This window comes from Moorena sp. SIO3I6 (assembly GCF_010672095.1).
In genome coordinates this window covers 1-25,173 of the sequence record NZ_JAAHHU010000098.1, presented here as the reverse complement: position 1 = coordinate 25,173, position 25,173 = coordinate 1, and the positions used below count along the sequence as shown (strand labels likewise).

Below are 25,173 nucleotides of genomic sequence, written 5' to 3'. Positions count from 1 at the left end.
TGGGGTTCAGGCGTGTGCGCTTCCGAGTTGGGAGATGGGGAGATGGGGAGATGGGGAGATGGGGAGATGGGGAGATGGGGAGATGGGGAGATGGGGAGATGGGGAGATCAGGATTAAGGGTTAATTGTTTATTACTATTTTAAAATTTCAATTATTAATTGAAATCCATAAATATTGGATTTATTGTAACCATTTTATGGTGTATTTTTTGATTAGTAAACTAGATATATCACGAAAACTAATACTACTTAATCATAACACCAAAAACTACTCGAATATCTTTCCTACTATTCCCTGTTCCCTGTTCCCTGTTCCCTACTCCCGATTCCCGATTCCCGATTCCCGATTCCCCAAAACTAATTATTCCCCGTTCATGTTATAGATCGGTTCATTGTAGCCATCGCCACCAAAAGACCGGATTATAACCACATCAACAGTGCGATCGCATTTGCTGCAATCCCTAACTTCGTTAATCATCCACTGGATCGCTTGATCCACATCAGGACCACCACCACCCAAGTCAAAGGCAGGGCCATCTAAAGACAGATCAACATTAGGAGATTCACTAATTTGATAGCGCTTGACCGTAGCAGCAGCAGGAAATGCTACCACTCCCAACATGATCACGAATACTAAGGCACTAATTATTAAACGTTTCACTATTGTTATTGACCCTGAAAGCTTAACCAATCAACCTTAACTCTTCTATTCCGATCTTGCACTAAGTTGAATATTTCACTGTCAAGGTAGGGAATAGGGAACATCGGAGATCCCCCATTATCCCCCTTAAAAAAGGGGGACGAGCGAGTATGGCTCCCCCCTTTTTTAAGGGGGGCTGGGGGGGATCATAATCTTGCGGAAAACTTTGAAAACACTCCCTAGGGGGGCAAAATCATACCCATAATCAGCAACGCTCTCTCTTCCCGATTCCCGATTCCCGATTCCCGATTCCCGATTCCCATTAGCTTGCTGCCTGAGTTAACAAAGCCTCCAATTGTGCCTTAGCGTCTAAATCATACAACTCATCGCAACCGCCAATGTGTTGGTTATTTATAAAAATTTGGGGTACCGTTCGACCGCCGTTGGCTCGTTCCGCCATCTGGTTTCTGGCATTGTCGTCCCCATCGATTTTATACTCGGTGTAGTCAACCCCTTTCCACCATAGCAATAGCTTCGCTCGGATACAGAAGGGGCAGGCTTGCCACGTGTAAATTTCCACGTTGGCTTTCATCTGTCCGCCTCCCGGTCGTCTCCCGCTATAATCTTTGACGCACGCGGTGAGAGGAAAGGGAGGACAGGGTTTAGTTTGTATAGGCATAACCATCCTTCCTGTGAATAAATTGGCAATATTTGTGACTGATGCCCTGCACCAATCCTGATTTAGTTGATATGTTGAAAGACCCTGATTTTCTGGTAGCAACCCGTCCTACATAGGTACCGATATTTTTGCCTTTGGTTACTACAGCACGAACTATATCGCCCGTTTGAAAGCCTTTGTGAAATTTAATTCTGGAGCAATGACGAATAGGGAATCCATACTTATTGGTTCTACAGAGCTGACGAGTACCGTGCCCCTTTGCGGTCATTATCAAAGGATGGGTTACTTCAATAATCAATGTTTCAACTTTTCCAACATTCGCCGCATCCAACCAATGAGTTTTAGGAAGACTTTGGCGGCACCTATTGAATTTAGTCAATCCGCCGCTGCCCACTTCAATAGGCAACCCGATTGATTTTAATTCGTGGTACAATTTCCAGCGGGTTGTATTAACAGAAGCCGCATCAGCGAGGGGGCGTTTAGCTTGATTCAGTATACGTTTCAATATGCTAGGCTTCTTGGATAAGAAAAGCTCAATATCTTGGTTAGATTTAGCTTGGTTACATGGGCGACAAGCGATCGCTAAATTAGAAACTCGATCGGAGCCACCTTTAGATTTAGGCTTGATATGCTCGATTTCTAACTGAGTACCTGTTGCCCCACAATAAGCACACTTGCGATTCCATTTTTCAAGTAAATATTCCCGAAGTTCATAGCCGTAAAGTGTACCCTGTTGGTACTCGATACCAGATATTTCAGGATTTTGCAGCTTTTGAGTGTCGAACCTAACCAATTCTTGGGAGATACCTGTAACAGGACATAATCGAGTTAGCTTTTTAACCCAAGTTAAAATATTTTGAACTCTAGACATCAGGCTAGGAGCTAACCAACCTTTTGGTCTAGTTCTATTAAGGAACCTGGGCTTGCGGTATCGATTCTTACGATTGCGTCGGGAGCATCTTAACTGCCTGCGAGAGGTTAAAGCTTCTCGTATTTGAAAACCCCTATGGGTAAGTTCGGCTCCCCAGATTACCCGCTTTCCTTGGACAATGGCTAGACCGCTTGTTTTTGCACCAGGGTCTATTTTTAACTGATGTTCGTGAGTGATTGGTTCCTTTATTTCTTCCGTCAAAAATATAGTAAATGGGTAACGACGATAGACTTTGGCTTTGCCTGTTGAGAGTAAAATTCTCGCTCTCGCCGGTTTACATGGGTCTAAAGGTTGTCGATTTTTGTTAAGTACAAAGACACGCATAACTGTGTTTCCTCCTATCGCTAGGGTAAAGTTAGCTTCGTCAAAGTTATTTCTCGGTACTTTCCCAATCGCACTGGCTTAACTCAACTACACCTGTTTAACGGCTGGGTTCTAGAGCTGGGGACTAGCTACGCATCCCCAGGTAGGAACTTGAACACTCAGAAATAACGTAGTTTTTAGAAAACTTAGACTGGTCAACTATGAGCTTTTAACAAGCTCCCGCTATAGTCTGAAAAGACTTAGCGGTGAGTTATTGACCTGTTCTGGCTTGCGTCCTAGGATGGGATTGAGAAAATCCAGCATTGTTGGTTAATCCTATGGTGTTGAATCTATAGCAACCTCTAAGACTTGTGAGATACAAATATCTAAGTTTTAGGGAGCAGGGAGCAGGGAGCAGGGAAGAGGCAAGAGCCAATAGTCTGAAGTCTGAAGTGGGTAGTGCTGTATTAAAATCTAACACACGAGTACCCATTTACTGGAAACTAGTACTAGTTTGTCGCTAACGAGTACTAGTTTATCACTTACCAGTACTCGTTTCTCGTTAACTAGTACTGGTGTATAACAAACCAGTACTGGTGTATAACAAATGGGTACTAGTTTGTTATATATTAGTACTCGTTTTCGTTAACCAGTACTGGTGTATAACAAACAAGTACTAGTTTGTCGCTAACGAGTACTAGTTTATCACTTAACAGTACTCGTTTCTCAGTAACTAGTACTTGTTGCTAATACACTAGTACTTGCGTATTAAAAACCGGTACCAATTTGTTATTGACGAGTACGATTTTCTCACATGCCAGTACTCGTTTGCCGCTTGATCGGTGCGATCGCACTATAGCCCTACGCGCAAGTCAGAAGTTATAAGTCAGAAGTTAGAAGTCGGAACAAGCCCTTAATAAAAATCTCCCCATCTCCCCACACTTCCCACACTCTCCACTCTAGGGCCACCACCGACTGACATCCTTAATCGATTCAACAATTGCAGCCAGAGCTTCCTTGCCTCCCAACGAGATAATAGTTGGACTGAGATTAACCAGGTCTTCTAAGAACTGCTGGCGATCGTGACAAGCCAAGGTGTGAAGAAACTCTTGCCAAAGGGAAACGTCTTCTTGGAGGGAAAAGTGGGGATTTTTGATTAGTCCACTGAACGCTTCGGCTCGGTAATACTCAGACTGAATTGCCCGTGCTGTTTCTAGGACTTGTGGGAGCAAGCTTTCCAACAAATCTGGTGCTAGGCTGCTTATAGCAAGGGATTGCTCCCACTCACCGGTAGTGGAGCATGCCGCTTCTATGGCTTCTGGTAGGATTTCTGGCCAATGTTTTGCTAGTTCTTTCAGGGCCTTGGTTCGATCCAGATCATAGGTAAGTGCCCGTGCTGCATCTAGGGCTTCTGGTAGGATTTCCGGTAACTGTGGTGCTAGTCCACTCAGGGCATAGGCTCGGTCTCCGTTATCGGTAATGGCGCTTGCTACCTCTAGCGCTTGTGGTAGCAAGCTTTCTGGCAACTGTGGTGCTAGTTCTACCAAAACATCGGCTTGCTTCCACTCATGGGTTGCTGGTAAAGCATCTAGGGCTTCTGGTAAGATTTCCGGCAAATGTTGTGCTAGTTCACTCAGGGCATTAGCTCTGTATCTCTCATCGGTAAGTGCTCGTGCCGCATCTAGGGCTTCTGGTAGGATTTCCGGTAACTGTGGTGTTAATTTTCTCAGTGCATAGGCTCGGTCTACGTTATCGGTAATGGCTCGTGCCGCATCTAAAGCTTCTGGTAGAATTTCTGGTAACTGTGGTGTTAATTTTCTCAGGGCATAGGCTCGGTCTGTATTATCGGTAATGGCTCGCGCCAAATCTAGAGCTTTTGGTAAAATTTCTGGTGAGTGTAGTGCTAGTTGTGACAGAGCATAGAGTCGCTCTGTATAATCGGAAATTGACCGTGCGACTTCTAAAGCTTGTGAAAGTAGCCTCTTAGGTAAATGTGGTGCTAGTCTTTTGAGTCTACTAGCTTTTTTAGACTCCTCTATTCCATTATCAAAATATATTACCGACCCTATTCTATTATTTCTTATTGTCCCTATAACTTCTAGGATTTCTGGGAGGAGGCTTTCCGGCAAATGTTGTGCTATATGACATAGGGCATCGGCTTGGTCTGTATTATTGGTAATGGTTCGTGCTAATTCGAGGGCTTCTGGTAAGATTTCCGACAACTGTGGTGTTAGTTTGCATAGGGCATCGGCTCGGTCTGTGTTATTGGTAATAGCTCGTGCTACTTCGAGGGCTTCTGATAAGATTTCTGGCAAATCTGATGCTAGTGTTCTAAGAGCATAGGCTCGGTCTGTGTTATTGGTAATGGCCCGTGCTGCATCTAGGGCTTCTGGTAAGATTTCCGGCCAATGTTGTGCTAGTTTACATAGGGAATAGGTTCGGTATTTCTTATTGCTAATGGCTCGTACCGCATCTAGGGCTTCTGGTAAAATTTCCGGCAACTGTGGTGCTAGTTTACATAGGGCATCGGCTCGGTCTGTGTTATTGGTAATCCCCCGTGCTGCTTCGAGGGCTTCTGATAAGATTTCTGGCAAATCTGATGCTAGTTTACCCAGGACATAGGCTCGGTTTCTATTATCGGTAATCACCCGTGCTACTTCTAGGGCTTCTGGTAAAATTTCCGGCAACTGTGGTGCTAGTCCACTTAACGCTCTGGCTCGGTCTGACTCCTTGGTAATAGCCCGTGCGATTTTGAGGGCTTCTGGGAGTAGTGTTTTGGGTAATTTTGGGGCTAGCTGTTTTAGTGCTTCTGCTCGATTACTAGCATGTTGTATTTGTTTAACATAAGCCAAAGCTTGAACTGGAGTCCAGATCTTTTTCTCTACCAGGGCTGCCATCAATTCTCCTGGAATATGCCCAAGCAAACTACTCACAGAAGACACCATCAAGGCATAACGGCACTGCAAACTAATGGAACGAGTTGGTGAAGAGGAAAAAGCCTGTTCTGCTAACTGCCAAGCCTTGGCCACATCCTTGACAAAGCTCCCCAGTTTATCCAAACGTTCACAGGCTTGATACCAACCATTGCGTCCAGCTTCTGTTTCCTCCTGCAGCAGTTGGTGTACGTCCTCTACCCAACCGGCTTTTTCTAAATGCCAGGTCAGATAACTGTGACTATAGCCATCATCCGGTAGGGTGTGCCACAATCCGTTTTGGGTTTTTTGGCGATAGCGCTCTAGGAGTTGACCATGGGCTTGGGGCCAGCTTAATCCCAAACCCGGTAAGCTACTCTCTACCCCTGTAGCTCCTTCAGCAGTTAGCAGCCGACGGGCCATGTCATGAACTAAGTCATGGAGCTGATAGGTGGGAGTGCCATTAGTGGATTTACCAGATAGCAGTAGAGCCTTAGATTTAAAATACTGTAAGGTCTTTCTGGCCTCTCTAGCACTGACATCCCACAAGGTTGTGCCTAAAGCAGGACTAATCGAGACATCTTCTGGCAAGACACCCAACCAGGCAAATTGCTGAAATTTTTCCGATGGTAGTCGCCGTAGACTCAGATTAAAGGATGCCACTAGGCTGTAGTGCTTGCGTCGCTTTTCATCAACCTCTTGGGCACCTGGTAAATCTAAGGTTTCCAACAGGGCAATTTCCTCTTGCAGGTCAGTGAGTAACTCCTGCCAGGAAATACCATCTGCTATTTGTGCTGCCGCTAACTCCAGGGCTAGGGGTAAGTAGCCCACTGTTGTGGCTAGGGCTTGGGCTTGTTTACGGTCTGACCCCTTAAGTTTAGAACCCCCATACTCTTCCAGTAAGGCTAAGGCTTGTGAGGGACTCATCAAATCTAAATCATAGCGAGTCACTCCCACAATTTGAGCTTCACGAGTGGTCACTAACACCCGGCACTTAGCACCACCAATCCGAAAGGGTTGCACATGGTCTGGGTTCCAAGCGTCATCGACTACTAGCAGCGTAGCCTTTTCAAACAGCAAGGTTTGTAAATGTCTAGAAGCCGCATTAGTATTAGTGGGTTTATAGTCATGGTCTCCCAGTGCTTGGATCCAACTACTGAGAAAAGACAGCAAGTCTGGCTGCTGACCCAAGGTTGCCCACAGAATACCATCGGCAAAATGAGTCTGTACCTCTCGGTCATGGGCAAGGGCAGCAGCCAAGGTAGATTTACCAATACCCCCTAAACCATAAATGGCGCTAACTACCAGAGTTCCCGTCTTAGCGGTCTGCTCTGATAGTAAGGATTGCTTCAGGGATTGGCTTACCTCTGGGCGCTGGATAAAGTAAGCTGGTAGGGGTGGGGCTTGGAAGGGAACCCCTGGCTTAGGGCGAAGGGATTGGCAGGTTTTGGGAGGAGTAGCAGTTGCTTGTTCTTGCTGTTTGGATTTCTCTGGTCGTTTATTGTCCCACTCTTGCTTAAATCTTTCTAGGTTTGTGGCTAGGTCTGGAGCGTAGAGTGTCAGGGTGAAATGCCTTTCTTCTGTTCCTTTTTTCTTGACACGGTTGTCTTCTAAAATTCCTAAGAAGTCTTCCATCCGCTGCAAAGCTTCTACCACTTGAGCCTTGCTGAGACTATCTGGATAGTTATCCTTGTTGGTGAGTTGGATTAAATATCTGGTCTGAGTTTCAATTACTAGTTTTGGATTAGTTGAGGTTTTCTCTATCCAACGGAATTTAATATCGGGATTCCCCTGATTAGCGATGTCTTGGGCAAAAGAAACTAATGCTTTAAATAGACGTAGTGCTCTTTTTTGAACAGTAGGACCTAAAGTACGTCTGGGCATGCTATTGGGGGATGGGCAAGAAAGAAAGTTGAGGGTTAGGGTAGGTTTTCCCACAATTGCAGAAGCTACCCTCAACTAGTCTAGCCTTGATACACGGTGGTTGTAGCTACCCTCAACTAGCTGTTGCTTGTAGACACTACCCTCAGGTCACTATGGATTCAGTTAGGAAATCGAAGCATCACCATGAATCACCTCAAAGAGCAAGTACTTGATAATCAAGGAGTTGACACCATAGCATTAGTCGAACAACCACAGCCCCTAATGGAAAATCCTGCTCTCTGGCTCAAGGATGGGGACAGTCCAGCGGAAATGATTTTAGCGATCGCAGTGTTATTGGGAGCACTGACCAGATTGATCCAGGTGGTGGGTCCTTGGTTTAAGAAGCAGGATGGGTGATCCCCCCTAACCCCAAAATTTTGGGTAGTAATGATATCAAAGTCCCCCAGAATTGGGGGATTTAGGGGGCAAACAAGAAATAGGCAGTGTGGGTGATCCCCCCTAACCCCCCTTAATAAGGGGGGAATTTGAAACTAAGGAGGGAAAAGGGTTTCAGTCACTGTTCCCGATTCCCGATTCCCGATTCCCGATTCCCGATCCCGATTCCCGATTCCCGATTCCCGATTCCCAATTCCCGATTCCCGATTCCCTGTTCCCTTCTACGAGATACCAAGCTCTGATAGACTTAAAGACTGTAAACAAATAATTAAGAAAATAAGCTCATCAAGCTTTTGGGAGAACGGGCGCTTTGGAAAATACACTAGGCTTAGAAATTATAGAAGTCGTAGAGAAAGCTGCGATCGCATCCGCCAAATGGATGGGTAAAGGGGAGAAAAACACTGCTGACCAAGTGGCTGTAGAAGCCATGCGGGAGCGGATGAACAAGATCTATATGCGGGGTCGCATTGTAATTGGAGAAGGGGAGCGGGATGATGCTCCCATGCTCTACATTGGTGAAGAAGTTGGGATTTGCACCCAAGAGAATGCTGCCCAATTCTGTAACCCAGATGAGCTGGTAGAAATTGATATTGCGGTTGACCCCTGTGAAGGAACCAACCTAGTTGCCTATGGGCAAAACGGTTCCATGGCAGTGCTAGCTATTTCTGAGAAGGGTGGTCTATTTGCTGCTCCTGACTTCTACATGAAAAAGCTGGCAGCACCACCCCAAGCCAAGAATCATGTAGATATCAACAAGTCCGCAACGGAAAATCTTAAAATCCTCTCCGATTGTCTAGAGCGCTCCATTGATGAACTGGTAGTGGTGGTGATGGACCGTTCCCGTCACAAGGACTTGATCAACGAAATCCGGGGAGCTGGTGCTCGGGTGCGACTGATTAGTGACGGTGACGTTTCCGCCGCCATCTCCTGTGCCTTTGCTGGTACCAATATCCATGCCTTGATGGGAATCGGTGCTGCGCCAGAAGGGGTAATCTCAGCAGCAGCAATGCGTGCCTTAGGGGGACACTTCCAAGGTCAGCTAATCTACGATCCCGCCATCGTGAAAACTGGTTTGATTGGGGAGAGCAAGGAAAGCAACATTGCCCGGCTCAACGAAATGGGTATTACCGATCCCGATAAGGTTTACAATGCTCAGGAACTAGCCTCTGGTGAGACCGTACTGTTTGCTGCTTGTGGTATCACCCCAGGAACCCTGATGAATGGGGTTCGGTTCTTCCAAGGTGGAGCACGGACTCAAAGCCTAGTTATTTCCAGTCAGTCCAAGACCGCTCGATTTGTGGACACCGTCCATATGTTTGAACAGCCCAAGTATATCCAATTGAGCTAACTCTTAGGAAGAGGGTTGTAACCTTGTAGGTAAGCTATCAGCGTGTCGCGTATCAGCTATCAGCCGAATCCTTACCCCTGTAGCGCCTAGGGCGTGTCTTCTTGCCTCGGAGATCCCCCATTATCCCCCTTAAAAAAGGGGGACTTTGAGTATGGCTCCCCCCTTTTTTAAGGGGGGCTGGGGGGGATCATAATCTTGCGGAAAACTTTGAAAACACGCCCTAACCGCAACAGTAGTTCAAGCTTGAAGGAAGGTTTAAAACCTAGTTTAACCCTTCCTTCAACTTCGTCTTAGGAAGGATTTGTAGGAAACATTTGTAGAAAACATTTGTACCGCGAAACCGATAAAGAATTACTAATATAACGGTTTTCAAACTAATAAAGTACACAATATTTTTTCCCTGTTCCCTATTCCCTATTCCCTATTCCCTACTCCTATCAAAACATTCCCATCAAAACCATGAACATTGCCGTAGTAGGTCTGAGCCACAAGACAGCACCGGTTGAAGTCAGAGAAAAACTGAGCATTCCAGAAGCCCAGTTAGAGACTGTGATGCCCCACTTATGTAGCTATCCTCATATAGAAGAGGTAGCGATACTGAGTACTTGTAATCGGTTGGAAGTTTATATAGTAACCACAGAAACTGATGCAGGAATTCGAGAATTGTGCCAGTTTCTGACAGAAAAAGCTGGCATTCCTCTAGCCAAGTTGCGCCCCCACCTATTTATTCTGTTGTATCAAGATGCAGTCATGCACTTAATGCGGGTTGCTGGAGGTCTAGATAGCCTAGTCTTAGGAGAAGGGCAAATTCTAGCTCAGGTCAAAACCACCCACAAACTTGGTCAGCAACACAAGGGAATCGGACGTCTACTGAATCGATTGTTTAAACAAGCAATTACAGCCGGTAAGCGAGTTCGCACGGAAACCAGTATTGGAACAGGGGCGGTCTCCATTAGCTCAGCAGCGGTAGAGTTAGCTCAGCAGAAGGTAGAGACCCTTTATGGCACCTCTTTGACCCCCTATAAAATAGCAATTATCGGTGCTGGCAAGATGTCCCGCTTGCTAGTGAAACATCTGCTGGCCAAAGGTGCCGTAGATATCTCAATTCTGAATCGTTCCACCAAACGGGCTGAAGAGTTAGCAAAAGCGTTTCCCAAAGCGGATCTAAAACTGGATTCGTTGTCAGATATGATGACAGTGGTTGCTCAGTCAGATATCGTATTTACTAGCACCGGTGCCACCGAACCACTGCTGACTCGGTCGAATTTAGAAGGAGTGTTGCAGACTAGCCAATCATTAATGCTAATTGATATTTCTGTGCCTCGTAATGTGGCAGCGGATGTTGATGAGCTAGAGACTGTCCACTCCTTCAACGTGGATGACTTAAAAGCAGTGGTAGCACAGAATCAGGAAAGCCGTCGTAAGATGGCCATGGAAGCAGAAGAACTCTTATACGAAGAAGTGGAAGCCTTTGACATCTGGTGGCGTTCCCTAGAAACCGTTTCTACCATTAGTAGCTTGCGCAGCAAGGTCGAAACAATCCGTGAGCAAGAGCTAGAGAAAGCTCTATCCCGTCTTGGGTCAGAATTTGCCGAAAAACATCAAGAAGTGATCGAAGCCTTAACCAGAGGGATTGTTAACAAAATCCTTCATGACCCGATGGTGCAATTACGAGCACAGCAAGATATTGAAACCCGACGCCTGGCGATGGAATCGTTACAAATGCTGTTTAATTTGGATACTGGCAAGCAAGCAATTTAGCAGCTTGTAGCTTGTAGGGTGGGCAAAAACAGTTTGGTTCAAATCAGTATTATAGATAACAGCACTTTGCCCACCCTACTGGCATGGGTATGTTTTTGAAACTTGTAGGGTGGGCAAAAACAGTTTGGTTCAAATCAGTATTATAGATCACAGCACTTTGCCCACCCTACTGGCATGGGTATGTTTTTGAAACTTGTAGGGTGGGCAAAAACAGTTTGGTTCAAATCAGTATTATAGATCACAGCACTTTGCCCACCCTACTGGCATGGGTATGTTTTTGAAACTTGTAGGGTGGGCAAAAACAGTTTGGTTCAAATCAGTATTATAGATCACAGCACTTTGCCCACCCTACTGGCTATCAGCTATCAGCTTATGTGCTACGCACACGCTACGCGAACAGCTATCAGCTAATACGCTACTTGAAAAATAAGCTGACGGCTGACAACTGACGGCTGAATGCTTACTTTTTGATAGACCACGCTATCCTGGAAGTTACCAAAGACTTAAAGACCAATGACCAAACTCTTGCGCTGGGTTACTGGGCTACTAGGTTTATCGATAGCTTGGAATTTGCTATCTCACCTGGTAGCAGAAATTTTATGGTTCACGGAAGTGGATTATCTATCCGCTTTCTTGCTGCATTTGCAGACCCAGCTGAGTTTGTGGGGAATTGTCTTTAGCCTATCATTGGGGTTTTTGCTGACCAATTTACGGTTAGCCAACCATTTCAAGCATCCAGAAAACTTAGCTGATCTCGAGATTACCTGGCTAAAAGGGTTCAAGACTCTTGACTCTTCATCTTTAACCCTTAACCAAACACAGTTAAACTCACCCTCCCCAATAGTGAGATCGGGAGTCAGACCAAGAGGAAAATTTTCTAGAAAACGCCCAGCCTTCAGATTGCGATCGCTTTTGCCATTTGCCCTAGCACTCAGTGTATTAGTTGGGGTGGTGCTGTTGTACTACGGAAAAATGGCCTTTTCTGTTTGGCATTTCAATCGGGAAACCTTGTCAGCCACCTTTCTGAGTGAAGCGACCCCCCCCCTACCGTCACCCTTGGGTTGGGTATCTCTCGGAAAGCTATTTTTATCGGAATCCAGAAGCCATCTAGTTTGGCAGCTGGGGATGATATCGGCAGTGATGGTAGGGCTAATGGTGAATACTCAGTTGTGGTTAAGAGTGATCGCCCTAGCACTAAGTTTTTCCTGGGCGATGGTGATCTCAGAACAATGGGGCAGAATTTTAGAGTATTTCTATCCCACTGCCTTTAACACTACCGAGCCACTATTTAGACAGGATATCGGCTTCTACGTATTTGGCGTACCGGTATGGCAACTATTGGATTTTTGGCTAGGGGGATTATTTCTCTTTGGTCTAGTTGCGGTATGGCTAATTTACTTAACCTCAGGCAATAGCCTCTCAGATGGTAAATTTCCAGGATTTTCCCAAAACCAACTACGGCACCTATATGGCCTTGGGTCTGCTGTGTCGGCAATCACAGCCTTCCACTATTGGTTTTCCCGGTACAATTTACTGTATTCAACCCGTGGTGTGGCTTACGGTGCAAGCTATACCAATGTCTCAGTCAAGTTGCCCTTTAATACAGGATTGAGCATTCTGGCCTTTGCGATCGCACTGTTGTTACTCTTGAGGTCAATTGTCTGGATACGCCGTCTGCCCACCAAAATACCAATAGCATTGTGGATACTCGGCTTATACCTAGGGATATGGGGAATTGCTGGGGTAATCTTACCCGCAGCAGTGCAACGGTTTAAAGTCGAACCCAACGAGTTAGCCTTAGAACGACCCTATATTGCTCGGACTATTGCCCTGACCAGAGCAGCCTTTGACCTCGATAGTGTTGAAGTTGAAACCTTTAACCCCCAAGGTAATCTGACCAGCACCGATCTAGAAAAAAATCACCTAACCATCGACAACATTCCCCTGTGGGATACCCGCCCCTTATTACAAAGTAATCGTCAGCTCCAACAACTGAGACTTTATTACAAATTTCCCGACGCCAATTTTGATCGCTACACCATTAAAGTTAATCCAAACCAGTTAAAGGCTGGGTTGAAGGCTGGGTTGAAGGCTGGGTTTAATGTTGAAAAGTTGAAGGTTGGCAAGTTGAAGGTTGATGAGAAGTTGAATGTTGACAGGTTGAATGTTGACAGGTTGAATGTTGACTGGTTGAATCTTGACTGGTTGAATGTTGACTGGTTGAATCTTGACTGGTTGAATGTTGGCAAGTTGAAGGTTGATGAGAAGTTGAATGTTAGCAAGTTGAATGTTGATAGGTTGAATGTTGGCAGGTTGAATGTTGCCAGGTTGAATCTTGACTGGTTGAATCTTGACTGGTTGAATCTTGACTGGTTGAAGGTTGAAAGTTCAAAAAACCCCCTTCAACCTGCTAACTTTAAACCTGCTAACTTTAAACCTGCTAACTTTAAACCTGCTAACTTTAAACCTGCTAACTTTAAACCTGCTAACTTTAAACCTGCTAACTTTAAACCTGCTAACTTTAAACCTGCTAACTTTAAACCTTCAACCAAACAACAAAATAACCTTAAACCTGCTAACTTTAAACCTGCTAACCTCAAACTAAATACAAAAACTCACAAACAACAAGTACTCATTGCTCCAAGGGAATTAGACTATGATGCTGTGCCCAAACAAGCACAAACTTGGGTTAACAAACACTTAGTCTATACCCATGGCTATGGCTTTACCCTCTCTGCTGTGAATCAGGTAGGAGAGGGAGGACTGCCATACTACTTTATTAAAGACATCGGTTCTGGTGGAGGTGAAGGGTTCAAAGGAAGCTTATATACATCCTCTCCAGAAATTCGTGATAGTATCCCCATTGGTCAACCCCGGATTTACTACGGAGAACTGACCAATAACTATATCATGACCTCCACCAAAACTCAGGAATTAGACTATCCCAGTGGAGACGACAACGTTTACAACACCTACGATGGCACTGGTGGTATTGCCCTAAACTCCTTTTGGCGGCGGTTAGTGTTTGCCCAGTATCTCAAAGACTGGCAGATGGTACTGACTGGGAATTTCACACCCGAAACACGGTTACTGTTTCGCCGTAATATTCGGCAACGGATTCAAGAGATCGCTCCCTTCTTACGCTATGACGCTGACCCCTACCTGGTAATTGCTGATACTTCTCAAGCTGAGTCAGGGGTCACTAAGAATTATCTCTACTGGATTGTGGATGGCTACACCACAAGCGATCGCTACCCCTATGCCGACCCAGGTGACAACCAGTTTAACTACATCCGTAACTCCGTAAAAGTGGTTATTGATGCCTACAATGGCGATGTTAGTTTCTACATAGCTGACCCAAAAGACCCGATTATTCAAACTTGGAGTAAGATTTTACCAAATTTCTTCAAGTCACTGGATCAGATGCCCACCAACCTGCGGACTCATCTGCGCTACCCCATTGATCTATTTAATATCCAATCCGAGCGCTTGCTAGCATATCACATGACTGACCCCCAGGTCTTTTACAACCAAGAGGATTTGTGGCGGATTCCCCAGGAAATTTATGCTGGTAAATCTCAACCAGTGGAACCCTACTACATTATCATGAAACTCCCCAAGGAGAAATCAGAAGAATTTATCTTGCTCCACCCCTATACACCTACAGGTCGTAATAATTTAATTGGTTGGCTAGCTGGTCGCTCTGATGGGGATCAATATGGCAAGTTACTCCTGTATCAGTTTCCCAAGCAACAACTCATCTATGGACCAGAGCAAATTGAAGCTCTGATTAATCAAGATCCAGTCATCTCTCAACAAATTTCCTTATGGAATCAAAAGGGGTCAAGAGCAGTTCAGGGGAATCTTTTGGTTATTCCCATCGAGCAATCGCTACTGTATGTTGAGCCATTGTATTTAGAAGCTGAGCAACATAGTCTGCCAACATTAGTGCGAGTTATTGTGGTTTATCAAAACCAGATTATTATGGCTCAAAATCTAGAAGAGGCACTTGATGCCATCTTTAAGCCAGAGCAAAGTAAGACATCAGCAATTGTACGTCCAGTCGAGGAAACTGCACTCCCTTAGCTAATCTAGCTAAATCCGGTTGTCATACCCTTAATAAAAATCTCCCCATCTCCCCAAACTTCCCAAACTTCCCACACTTCCCACACTCCTCAAACTTGCCACACTTCCGATGATGGGTATTCAACCAGAGTTGATATTATGGCTAAATTTCATGGCTAAATCTAAAATCTCTGGTAGAGACTCTAACCTTTGAGGGGAACATATCCATGCCGGAGAATTTGAGAAGCCAAGTGGTTACCCAAGGTGTTCAGCGAGCGCCTAACCGAGCCATGCTGAGGGCTGTTGGTTTCACTGATGACGATTTTACTAAGCCCATTGTTGGTCTTGCTAATGGCTACAGCACTATTACTCCGTGCAATTTGGGTTTAAATGATTTGGCCAAACGAGCAGAGGCGGGATTGACAACTGCTGGTGCTATGGCTCAAATGTTTGGTACAATTACGATTAGTGACGGGATTTCCATGGGAACGGAAGGGATGAAATATTCCCTGGTATCCCGGGAAGTAATTGCTGATTCCATTGAGACCGCTTGTAATGGCCAAAGTATGGATGGAGTTTTGGCCATTGGCGGCTGCGATAAGAATATGCCAGGGGCGATGATTGCCATTGCCAGGATGAATATCCCAGCAATTTTCGTTTATGGTGGCACGATTAAACCTGGACATCTAGATGGTGAAGATTTAACGGTAGTTAGTGCCTTTGAAGCTGTTGGGAAACACAGTGCTGGCAAGATTGATGATGCTAAACTCAAGGCGGTGGAACTCAACGCTTGCCCTGGTGCTGGTTCCTGTGGCGGCATGTTTACCGCTAATACTATGTCCTCTGCTTTTGAGGCAATGGGGATGAGTTTGCCCTATTCTTCTACCATGGCAGCGGAAGATGTTGAAAAAGCCGATAGTGCTGAGAAATCTGCTTTTGTGTTAGTCGAAGCAATTCGCCAGCAAATACTACCTAGGCATATTCTAACACGAAAGGCTTTTGAGAATGCGATCGCAGTAATTATGGCAGTAGGTGGTTCCACCAACTCCGTCTTGCATCTGTTAGGGATCGCCCATGCTGCTGGAGTAGCCTTATCCATTGATGACTTTGAAACCATCCGGGCTAAAGTACCAGTCCTGTGTGACCTCAAACCCAGTGGTCGCTATGTCACTGTCAATTTGCACCGCGCCGGGGGGATTCCCCAAGTGATGAAAATGCTGTTGGTCCATGATTTGCTCCATGGGGATGCTTTGACCATTTCCGGCCAAACTATAGCGGAAGTGTTAGCAGATGTACCTGATCAACCCCCTGCTGACCAAGATGTAATTCGTCCTTGGGATAATCCTGTGTATGCTCAAGGACACTTAGCGATTCTGAAAGGCAATCTAGCCACAGAAGGGTCAGTAGCAAAGATTACTGGGGTAAAAAATCCTCAAATCACCGGTCCAGCACGAGTATTTGAATCCGAGGAAGCCTGCTTAGATGCGATTCTGGCCGGTAAAATCAACTCTGGTGATGTGATTGTGGTGCGCTATGAAGGACCAAAGGGTGGCCCAGGCATGCGGGAAATGCTGGCTCCCACATCAGCCATTATTGGTGCTGGGTTAGGTGATTCGGTCGGATTAATTACCGATGGACGATTTTCTGGAGGTACTTATGGCATGGTAGTCGGTCATGTCGCACCAGAAGCAGCGGTTGGAGGTGCGATCGCATTAGTCCAGGAAGGGGATATGATTACCATTGATGCCCATCAGCGTTCCTTACAACTAAATGTGTCCGATCAAGAATTAGAGCAACGCCGTGCTAGTTGGCAACCACCCAAGCCCCGTTATACCACAGGGGTATTGGCAAAGTATGCCACCTTAGTCTCTTCCAGTAGTGTCGGAGCAGTAACGGATTTAGATTTGGATTAACACTTATACACAGTTGCTATCTCCCTATCTATCTTTGACGAGCATCAAACCTAAGCATTCAGCTATCAGTTATCAGCTATAGCAGTCGCCAGGGCAGGCGCGGACATGACAAAAGTCTCAAACCTAAGTAAGCGCAAGAGTTTGACTTCTGACTTCTGACTTCTGACTTTTGACTTTTGCTATATCAGCTAATGGGCTACGGGCACGCTACTGTTCGCGCAGCGTGCCCGTAGCGCAATCGGTGCTTTTAGGTGCGACCCGTGGCGAATTAAATTCGCCAAGGTCAAGCGCACCTTTGAATAAAATAAGCTGACCACTGACCACTGACCGCTGACCACTGACCGCTGACCGCTGACCGCTGACCGCTGACCGCTGAATGCTTACAATGAAACAGCCCTGCCTTACGCGCGGGGGGTTACGGGGGATTCCTGCTCCCTAAAAGCCAGTAATTTGTAACTCACCCCATTGAAAACTGCTATATATGATGCATAACGCCCTGAAAAGGTTGTCTCAACATCAATTTGTACTTGGTTGGCTGCTAGGGGGGCTACTGTTTCGGTGTATCATTGCTTTCTGGCTTTACCCTGGTATTGATGAAGCCTATTACTATGTCTATAGCCTGCATCTAGACTGGAGTTATTTTGATCACCCAGTTTTAGTTGCCCTGACTACTGGCTTTGGGACTTGGATAACGGGAGAGGTTTCCCAATTCACTATTCGTCTGGGTGCCCTGATTTTGTATACAGGTAGCCTATTGCTACTGTATCTGACTAGCACTCATCTATTTAACACCAAAGCAGCTCGATTGACGTTAGCGATCGCTACCATTATTCCGATTTTTCAAATTGGCTTTGGTGTGCTTAGCTTACCCGATAGTCCCCTGATATTTTTCTGGTCAGCTAGTTTGTTATGTGCTGCTTACGAATTTTTTACCCTAAGAGGGAAACATTCAAGGGAAAAATTCTCTAGTCAACCCAATAGTTTATATTACAATACTCCACACCCTAACCCCCACACCCTAACCCCTATTTATGATTCATACCGACCTAGCTATCGGTTAGCACTCCTAGGTATTTTAGTAGGTTTAGCTTGTCTAGGTAAATATCATGGCTTTGTTTTGGGATTAGGATTAGTTGGTTTTTGCTTAACGAGTCCACGTCATCGTTGTGCATTGTTGTCACCTTGGGCATGGCTAGGTTTAATGTTATTTATCATAACTATTTTTCCAATTTGGTACTGGAATATACAGCATGATTGGATATCGTTTACTTTCCATTTATCCACCCGTTTTAAACCAGAGCCAGAGGTACCTCAGCAGGGCTACAATTGGCTAAATGTATTAGTGATAGTTTTATCTGGGATAGCTTATCTTTTCCCTACGATGGCATTGCCGATGTGGTGGGTGAGTTTGCGATCGCTACTTGCTCAATTTACCGGGTATACCAAGACATCAAAATTGGAGTCAAGATTGATCCTATGGGTATCCCTACCCCTAGTTCTAGGCTTTACCCTCTTAGCAGGATATCACCAAATTTTGCCCACTTGGCCGATGCCAGGATTTTGGGGGATAACCTTACTACTAGGGCAACAGGCGCAACAGTGGCAAATGCGTTCGCCCTTAGGCGGGCACAAAGTGCGATCGCGCCGTTGGGTAAACCGATGGCTAAAGGGTTCAGCCATAGCAATAGCTAGCCTATTATTGTTTGTGCTGCTACATATCACTACAGGAACACTGCAAAAATCCGGTCACTATGCTTTACTTGGGGGTTTTCTCTCTCCCAAGGATGACCCCTCTACAGAACTGATTGATATTCAGCAACTGCGACAAGGATTTGCTGAGTCTCCTGTCCTAAGTGAAGCATTACAAAAGTCTAGCTTTGTCTTTAGTAATGGGTATTATATCAGTGGGATCGTAGGGATGGCGATTACTCCCCTGACCTCTACACCAATTACCTGCTTGGGAGAGGATATGCGTGGTTTTATGGTCTGGTTCCAGCCGGAGCAATGGTTGGGTAAAGATGGACTATACGTTACTCTGGAGCGATTTCAAGAGTTGACAGATAGCTATCGAGCTTATTTTCAGGATATCCAGGAAATAGGGACAGTGCCGATTCGACGAGCTGGAGCAGTCACAGAGGTTTTCCATGTGTATTGGGCGACTAAGATGGTCAAGCCTTATCCTAGATAAGAGCTCGAATCAGTCACAGACCTAGGATTCAAGGTTTTCTCAGTCGCTCTGCACGGATACAGCCTCCCTCCCAATCCCACTTTGGGTCAGATTCATTGGGCTTATATTGCGCCCAAGCATTGCCACTCTCATCCTGATACAAGGCTGTAATCTCGGCAGTAGCTCTACTTCCCCAAGGTGCTTTTACTCTAATCTGGTCTTGGCACTGGAAAACTTCACCCTCAGAATTAGTGACGCTCTTGAGTGCGATTTGGGGTTTGCGCTCAATTGAGGGTATTCTTTTGATGACTAATTTTTTTGGCGGTTCTGGTTCTGTCAAGTTTCTTGAGGAATTGTAGTATCGATTACTTTCTTTTATTTTAGACGCTAGATACTAGCAAGTCGCAAGGGTGTAAGTTGGTAAGTAATCAGGGGATGACATCTTACCTGGCAACATCCCTACTTCCAAGCACATGCCATTATCTATCCTGGCAGGCTACATGATTGTTTATATTGAGGACAATAAAAAACCAAGCTACACTCCCCTATCGGATGAGTGTAGCTTGGTCCGTCATTCCAAATCGCCCTTTGCGATGGCACTTCGTGCCCGCCTAAGGGCGAACGCAAAGGGAAATTGTAAACAGCATCGCTGCCAAAACTGCTGCTACCGTCCGAACGTGATTCCAAAATGTCCAATCCGTCAGGAATCTTGCCCATAGGGTTGTAGCTTCAGTACTGTCTGGCGTGACGATCGCGAGGGCATCATTCAGGGGGATATTGCAGGCGAAGGTAACGCCAATTGTGCCAATCAGATAAAGCAGAGTACCGGCCAACCAATAGACAGCACCTGGTTGATGCGACTGCAACAGTAACGAAATAGTCAGCAATGTGCCAGCAGCAGCGGTTCCCAGAAATGCCAGCATAAACCAGGGATTGATCACAGTAATATTGATCGATTGCATGGTAGCAATACCCTGTGCTGGTGGTTGCTGAGCCAGAGCCTTCATCACAAAGGTCGAAAAGGCGAAGAAGATGCCAGCGGCCAGACTACTGCCGATTGCTGTTAACAGCATTAGAGAAAAGCGGAAGTTGTGAACAGTTACCATAAAGTCTCCTGGGAATTTTCGTGTTTTGTGAAAGTGTTTAATATCTAAGCGGTCAGCGGTCAGCCGTCAGCGGTCAGTTTTTGGCTGATATTTCATTAAGCATTCAGATGTTTGACATTCCTAAACTCCGAAACTCAGTCATAGCTTACTTTTGACTTCTGACTTCTAACTTCTGACTTGCGCTATAGCTGATAGCTGATAGCTGATAGCTGAATGCTGAATGCTTACTTCAATACGACAAACTTGGTGTCTTGTGAATATACTTTTCATCTGCCAGTTGCTTCAATATGAAATCAGCGACATCAGCACGAGAAATTTTGAGTTTTGATGTCTTATCGTTACTTGGAAATCCGTGTCGATATTTGCCAGTGCGATTCCCATCTACAAAGGCTCCAGGACGAACAATTGTCCAGTCTAGACTGCTTTGCTGAACATAGTTCTCTTGCCTTTGATGATCAGCAAACACGTGTCGTAACAGGAATCCAAACATGATATACTTCCAGAAAAAGTTCAGATTTTCCCAACTATCTCCTGCTCCAAGGGTTGATTGGCAGATAAAGCGTCGGATTCCTGCTTTTTCCATGGCGTGAATGATCTGTTGTGTTCCCTCTGACCGGATTGTCCCTGTCATCTTCTGACCTGCTCCGAGTACACACACCACTGCTTCTTGACCTTGGACCGCCTTCTCCACTGAAGTGACATCCATGACATCCCCCTGAACAACCTTGAGATTTGCGTGGTTGATATCTAGCTTGGCGGGATTCCGTGCAAATGCTGTAACCCTGTGTCCCTGCTCAAGGGCCTGTTCCACAACCTGCCGACCTGTACCACCGGTTGAACCAAAAATAAGTATATTCATCTTGTTGATACTTTCTGCTTAACAATCACCCTTACAGCTTAGAAAGGCGATTGATGCTAAGCTGTCTAGTTCTTGTGGTACTATCACAATCTTGCGATCGCTTTTCACGTTTTTGCTGGAAAGCACCCCAAGCTGACTATAATCGGAACTAGACGCACTGGAGTTGGATAATGAAAAATCCTGCTATCCAACAGCCTCAAACAAATGGCTTATCCCAGAAGTCTCCCCAAACACAAAGCTGGGAGAATATTCGAGTCCAACACTTCCAACATCCTGCTGGAGAGGGAAATTGTCATTACAATGATGAGCATACCCTTTCTATCTCCCTTGCTCCTCGTCCCGTTCGGTTGCTGCAAATTCAGGCAGGCAAAACTTATACAGGGCTGTATAAAAAAGGAGACATGTCCATTACCCCTGCCAAGACACCGTTTTTTGCTCGGTGGGACAGTGATGATAATTACTTGCAGATTCGGCTTAAATCTCAGTTTATTCAAAGCGTAGCTAGCCAAACCCTTGAACAGAATCCCGATCGGCTAGAATTACTGCCTGAATTTCGGACTCGCAATCCACAGATTGAAGCGATCGCAATCATGCTACTGACTGAACTTCAACAGGAATCTAATGGCAGCACACTTTACATAGATTCTCTGGCTAACGTCTTGGCAGTGAATTTACTGAGGCAACACGCAGCTACCAAACCTCAGTTGCCAATTTACCAGGGTGGCTTACCCCTGCGTCAACTACAGCAAATTATAGATTACATTGATACAAATTTAGATCGAGATATTAAACTGGCAGAATTAGCTCGATTGCTAGACATGAGCCAATTCCATTTCAGCCGTCTATTTAAGCAGTCAATTGGCATGTCTCCCTACCAATACTTGATTCAGCAACGGGTAGAACGGGCGAAGCAGTTGTTGAAACTAAAAGACCGATTAATTGTGGACATTGCCTTAGAGTGTGGGTTCAACAGCCACAGCCATTTGAGCAAAAAGTTTCGAGAATTTACCGGCATGACACCGAAAGCTTACAGAGCAAATTAATCCTCTTATCGTGAGTATCCCCTTCGGAAACTAACTCTAGCAATTATCATAATCATGAGGTACACAGGATGTTTAACCACTCCCTCCATAATAGCACCCGGGATTAACACTCCCAAAAATATTTTTACTGCTCCCTGCTCCCTGCTCCCTGCTCCCTAAAATCCAATAATTAGTACCTCATAGACTTGATAAATGCTATATGATACAGTATGACCCATTGCAGTATTTACCCTCTGCAGAAGAGCTACCAGATTCCGACGATACCCCTGTGGATAATGAATTACAAATCCTAATTCCCACTCTATTAAGAGCAGTACTCTCTTCGCTGTGGTCAGAGCGCCAAGATTGGTTCCTAGGGGTAAACATGGGAGTTTACTATAAACCGAAAGAACCGGCTATTGTGCCTGATGGTTTCCTAAGTCTAGGGGTAGTGCGACGTAAGAGTGCAAAGGGAAGGCTCAGCTATGTCCTATGGGAAGAAAATTATATCGTTCCCCAATGGGTGTTAGAAGTCGTTTCTCAAACGCCAGGGGGTGAGTATGACCAGAAGCTGGAAAAATACGCTCAACTAGGAGTACTCAATTACACCATTTATAATCCCCACCATTGGCGACGGGATAAGCATGAGCCGTTGGAGGTGTATCGCTTGGTAGACGGGCAATATATCAGACAATCCGGTGAACCGATAGAGATACCAGAACTAGGCTTGTTAATTGGACGAGAACAAGGGATATACGAGGGATGGCAACGAGAGTGGTTATACTGGTACGATTACCAAGGAAATCGGTTATTGACACCAGAGCAAATTGCACAACAGGAATATCAACGAGCTCAACGGTTAGCGGATTATCTCAAAACAATGGGGATTGATCCAGAAACCCTACCGTGAATGGGAATCCTAACCGTCAATCTTTGATCAACCTTTGATTGATCATAATCCATAGTGGATCAATTTAAAACCCGACTTTCCGGATATAGGGTAAAAGGGATTGCTATACTAACCACAGCATAGATGGTAAAAAAGCGAGATTTGTTGTAAGATATGCAGCCCACTGACGCCAACAAGTTTACTGATAAAGCCTGGGAAGCGATTGTTAAATCTCAAGATGTCGCCCGTCGCTGCAAAAATCAACAGCTGGAAGTCGAACACGTTGCGATCGCATTGTTGGAACAAGATGGGCTACCCAATCGAATTCTATCCCGTATCACTGTTGATGTTAACCGGTTTCAGCAACAACTGGAAAATTTTGCTAACCGCCAACCTAAGGTCGCTAACCTAGACCAATTGTACCTGGGTCGTGCTTTAGACGTGATGCTCGATAATGCGGAAGCCTATCGCAAGGCTTTGCAGGATGACTATATTGCAGTAGAACATCTGTTACTGGCTTTAGCGGTGGATGAACGGGTAGGACGCCGCTTGCTCAAAACCTATAACCAGGATGCGGCAAAGCTCGAAGCCGCCATTAAAGCCATCCGAGGCTCTCAAAAGGTCACAGACCAAAATCCCGAATCCCGTTACGAAGCCTTGGAAAAATACGGGCGGGATTTGACCGAAGCCGCTCAAGCCGGAAAACTTGACCCAGTGATTGGTCGGGATGAAGAAATTCGTCGGGTGGTTCAGGTGCTCTCTCGTCGGTCGAAAAATAATCCCGTGTTGATTGGAGAGCCAGGGGTAGGAAAAACTGCGATCGCAGAAGGACTAGCCCAACGAATTGTGAATGGGGATGTCCCAGAATCCCTCAAAAACCGCCAGCTGATTTCCTTAGATATGGGCAGCTTGATTGCAGGTGCTAAATATCGGGGGGAATTTGAAGACCGACTTAGAGCTGTACTCAGGGAAGTGACCCACTCAGATGGTCAAATTGTCCTGTTTATCGATGAATTGCACACCGTAGTCGGAGCTGGTGCTAGCGGTGGCACTATGGATGCAGGGAATTTACTCAAACCAATGCTAGCTCGGGGAGAATTGCGTTGTATTGGAGCAACTACCCTTGATGAGTACCGTAAGCATATTGAAAAGGATGCTGCTCTAGAACGTAGGTTTCAGCAAGTCTATGTTAAGCAACCAACTGTAGAAGACACCATTTCGATTTTGCGGGGACTCAAAGAACGCTATGAAGTCCATCACGGGGTTAATATAACCGACTCAGCCTTGGTAGCAGCAGCTACCTTATCCCAGCGCTACATTAGTGACCGATTTTTACCCGATAAAGCCATTGATTTGGTGGATGAGGCTGCAGCCAAAATCAAAATGGAAATTACCTCCAAGCCAGTAGAATTGGAAGCGACTGACCGCAGGCTGATGCAGCTGGAAATGGAAAAGTTATCTCTAGAAGGGGAAGATAAGCGAACCACTGCCACCACCGCCACCTATAGTTCTGCCCAAGAACGGTTAGAGCGCATTGAAAAAGAAATTGTGGTTTTACGGGGAAAACAGGAACAACTCAATAAACAATGGCAATCGGAAAAGCAACTGTTACAAGACATCAGTGCCTTAAAAGAGGAAGAAGAACACTTAAGGGTACAAGTGGAACAGGCAGAACGGAATTATGACCTGAATAAGGCAGCCCAGCTAAAATATGGCAAATTAGAAGCTTTACAGCGGGACCGGGAAGCCAAAGAAAGTATGATGCTGGAACTCCAATCGGGAGGTAGTGCTCTGTTGCGAGAACAAGTCAGTGAATCCGATATTGCCGAAATTGTGGCCAAATGGACCGGAATTCCCCTGAAGCGATTGCTGGAATCAGAGCGCCAGAAGTTATTACAGCTCGAAGGACATTTACATAAACGGGTGATTGGGCAAACAGAAGCCGTTTCTGCTGTGGCTGCTGCCATTCGTCGCGCTAGAGCAGGGATGAAAGATCCCGGGCGTCCCATTGGTTCGTTCTTGTTTATGGGACCAACTGGGGTCGGTAAAACCGAATTAGCTAGAGCACTGGCACAGTTTCTGTTTGACAGCGAAGAAGCTTTGGTGCGGATTGATATGTCCGAGTATATGGAGAAACACGCAGTTTCTCGGTTAGTAGGTGCCCCACCAGGATATGTAGGGTATGAAGAAGGAGGACAACTGTCAGAGTCCGTGCGTAGGCGTCCTTACTCAGTAGTATTGCTCGATGAGGTGGAAAAGG

Annotated in this window: 19 protein-coding genes; 11 read left to right on the top strand and 8 right to left on the bottom strand. The window is 45.6% G+C overall.

Annotated features, from left to right (window positions below; all coding sequences use genetic code 11):
* Positions 1–196: 196 nt before the first annotated feature.
* Positions 197–382, top strand: a complete 186-nt coding sequence (locus F6K49_RS23950) for a hypothetical protein (RefSeq protein ID WP_293100693.1) — start codon at positions 197–199, stop codon at positions 380–382.
* Here the strand turns inward: F6K49_RS23950 and F6K49_RS23945 are convergent.
* The 5 genes from F6K49_RS23945 to F6K49_RS23925 form a co-directional block, all read right to left on the bottom strand.
* Positions 361–660 (bottom strand): hypothetical protein, encoded by a 300-nt coding sequence (locus tag F6K49_RS23945; RefSeq protein ID WP_293018129.1) that lies wholly within the window; start codon positions 658–660, stop codon positions 361–363. The two genes, F6K49_RS23950 and F6K49_RS23945, sit on opposite strands and share 22 nt — an antisense overlap.
* A gap of 301 nt (positions 661–961) precedes the next feature.
* Entirely contained in the window at positions 962–1,231 is a 270-nt protein-coding gene (grxC, locus tag F6K49_RS23940; protein WP_293018256.1) for a glutaredoxin 3, read from the bottom strand.
* A 70-nt stretch (positions 1,232–1,301) separates the two neighbouring features.
* Positions 1,302–2,573, bottom strand: coding sequence for an RNA-guided endonuclease IscB (iscB, locus tag F6K49_RS23935; RefSeq protein WP_293018130.1), 1,272 nt, complete (start codon positions 2,571–2,573; stop codon positions 1,302–1,304).
* Positions 2,574–2,823: 250 nt separating this feature from the next.
* Positions 2,824–3,045: a hypothetical protein gene (locus tag F6K49_RS23930; protein ID WP_293100689.1), complete on the bottom strand. Its 222-nt coding sequence runs from the start codon at positions 3,043–3,045 to the stop codon at positions 2,824–2,826.
* A 466-nt stretch (positions 3,046–3,511) separates the two neighbouring features.
* Positions 3,512–7,348, bottom strand: coding sequence for an NB-ARC domain-containing protein (locus F6K49_RS23925; protein WP_293100686.1), 3,837 nt, complete (start codon positions 7,346–7,348; stop codon positions 3,512–3,514).
* Between the two features lie 123 nt (positions 7,349–7,471).
* On the opposite strand from F6K49_RS23925, the gene F6K49_RS23920 reads away from it, so the two are divergent.
* From F6K49_RS23920 to F6K49_RS23890, 7 genes are all read left to right on the top strand, one after another.
* A complete protein-coding gene (locus F6K49_RS23920; RefSeq protein WP_293100683.1) occupies positions 7,472–7,744 on the top strand; it encodes a hypothetical protein in 273 nt (90 codons plus the stop codon).
* Between the two features lie 128 nt (positions 7,745–7,872).
* Complete coding sequence (locus F6K49_RS23915) at positions 7,873–8,025, top strand: hypothetical protein (RefSeq protein ID WP_293018134.1); 153 nt, start codon at positions 7,873–7,875, stop codon at positions 8,023–8,025.
* A gap of 68 nt (positions 8,026–8,093) precedes the next feature.
* On the top strand, positions 8,094–9,131 hold the full coding sequence (gene glpX / locus F6K49_RS23910) for a class II fructose-bisphosphatase (RefSeq protein ID WP_293100680.1): 1,038 nt from the start codon (positions 8,094–8,096) through the stop codon (positions 9,129–9,131).
* A gap of 459 nt (positions 9,132–9,590) precedes the next feature.
* Entirely contained in the window at positions 9,591–10,892 is a 1,302-nt protein-coding gene (locus F6K49_RS23905) for a glutamyl-tRNA reductase (protein ID WP_293039389.1), read from the top strand.
* A gap of 513 nt (positions 10,893–11,405) precedes the next feature.
* Entirely contained in the window at positions 11,406–14,978 is a 3,573-nt protein-coding gene (locus tag F6K49_RS23900; protein WP_293100677.1) for a UPF0182 family protein, read from the top strand.
* A gap of 206 nt (positions 14,979–15,184) precedes the next feature.
* Positions 15,185–16,870, top strand: coding sequence for a dihydroxy-acid dehydratase (ilvD, locus tag F6K49_RS23895; protein WP_293018138.1), 1,686 nt, complete (start codon positions 15,185–15,187; stop codon positions 16,868–16,870).
* Between the two features lie 505 nt (positions 16,871–17,375).
* The gene (locus tag F6K49_RS23890) at positions 17,376–19,058 is read left to right on the top strand and encodes a glycosyltransferase family 39 protein (protein ID WP_293100674.1); all 1,683 of its coding nucleotides are present in this window, start codon (positions 17,376–17,378) and stop codon (positions 19,056–19,058) included.
* A 28-nt stretch (positions 19,059–19,086) separates the two neighbouring features.
* Here F6K49_RS23890 and F6K49_RS23885 read toward each other — a convergent pair whose 3' ends face one another.
* The 3 genes from F6K49_RS23885 to F6K49_RS23875 all read right to left on the bottom strand — a co-directional run bounded on the left by F6K49_RS23885 (position 19,087) and on the right by F6K49_RS23875 (position 21,002).
* Positions 19,087–19,377 (bottom strand): hypothetical protein, encoded by a 291-nt coding sequence (locus tag F6K49_RS23885; protein ID WP_293100671.1) that lies wholly within the window; start codon positions 19,375–19,377, stop codon positions 19,087–19,089.
* Between the two features lie 271 nt (positions 19,378–19,648).
* Positions 19,649–20,143, bottom strand: coding sequence for an anthrone oxygenase family protein (locus F6K49_RS23880; protein WP_293018141.1), 495 nt, complete (start codon positions 20,141–20,143; stop codon positions 19,649–19,651).
* Positions 20,144–20,372: 229 nt separating this feature from the next.
* A complete protein-coding gene (locus F6K49_RS23875; RefSeq protein WP_293018143.1) occupies positions 20,373–21,002 on the bottom strand; it encodes an NAD(P)-dependent oxidoreductase in 630 nt (209 codons plus the stop codon).
* A 170-nt stretch (positions 21,003–21,172) separates the two neighbouring features.
* Between F6K49_RS23875 and F6K49_RS23870 the strand changes: the two genes are divergently transcribed.
* The 3 genes from F6K49_RS23870 to F6K49_RS23860 form a co-directional block, all read left to right on the top strand.
* A complete protein-coding gene (locus F6K49_RS23870; RefSeq protein ID WP_293100668.1) occupies positions 21,173–22,045 on the top strand; it encodes a helix-turn-helix domain-containing protein in 873 nt (290 codons plus the stop codon).
* 199 nt (positions 22,046–22,244) lie between these two features.
* Positions 22,245–22,934 carry a Uma2 family endonuclease gene (locus F6K49_RS23865; RefSeq protein WP_293039412.1) on the top strand — a complete coding sequence of 230 codons (690 nt, stop codon included), beginning with the start codon at positions 22,245–22,247 and terminating at the stop codon, positions 22,932–22,934.
* A gap of 153 nt (positions 22,935–23,087) precedes the next feature.
* Positions 23,088–25,173, top strand: a 2,086-nt coding sequence (locus F6K49_RS23860; RefSeq protein ID WP_293100665.1) for an AAA family ATPase, incomplete at its 3' end; no start/stop codon positions are given.

What these genes read in the sequence shown, in the direction of transcription:
- F6K49_RS23950 (WP_293100693.1), top strand. Translation starts at nt 197, where the DNA reads ATGGTGTATTTTTTGATTAGTAAACTAGATATATCACGAAAACTAATA.
- grxC (WP_293018256.1), bottom strand. Translation starts at nt 1,231, where the DNA reads ATGAAAGCCAACGTGGAAATTTACACGTGGCAAGCCTGCCCCTTCTGT.
- iscB (WP_293018130.1), bottom strand. Translation starts at nt 2,573, where the DNA reads ATGCGTGTCTTTGTACTTAACAAAAATCGACAACCTTTAGACCCATGT.
- F6K49_RS23930 (WP_293100689.1), bottom strand. Translation starts at nt 3,045, where the DNA reads ATGGGTACTCGTGTGTTAGATTTTAATACAGCACTACCCACTTCAGAC.
- F6K49_RS23925 (WP_293100686.1), bottom strand. Translation starts at nt 7,348, where the DNA reads ATGCCCAGACGTACTTTAGGTCCTACTGTTCAAAAAAGAGCACTACGT.
- F6K49_RS23905 (WP_293039389.1), top strand. Translation starts at nt 9,591, where the DNA reads ATGAACATTGCCGTAGTAGGTCTGAGCCACAAGACAGCACCGGTTGAA.
- F6K49_RS23900 (WP_293100677.1), top strand. Translation starts at nt 11,406, where the DNA reads ATGACCAAACTCTTGCGCTGGGTTACTGGGCTACTAGGTTTATCGATA.
- ilvD (WP_293018138.1), top strand. Translation starts at nt 15,185, where the DNA reads ATGCCGGAGAATTTGAGAAGCCAAGTGGTTACCCAAGGTGTTCAGCGA.
- F6K49_RS23880 (WP_293018141.1), bottom strand. Translation starts at nt 20,143, where the DNA reads ATGGTAACTGTTCACAACTTCCGCTTTTCTCTAATGCTGTTAACAGCA.
- F6K49_RS23875 (WP_293018143.1), bottom strand. Translation starts at nt 21,002, where the DNA reads ATGAATATACTTATTTTTGGTTCAACCGGTGGTACAGGTCGGCAGGTT.
- F6K49_RS23870 (WP_293100668.1), top strand. Translation starts at nt 21,173, where the DNA reads ATGAAAAATCCTGCTATCCAACAGCCTCAAACAAATGGCTTATCCCAG.
- F6K49_RS23865 (WP_293039412.1), top strand. Translation starts at nt 22,245, where the DNA reads ATGATACAGTATGACCCATTGCAGTATTTACCCTCTGCAGAAGAGCTA.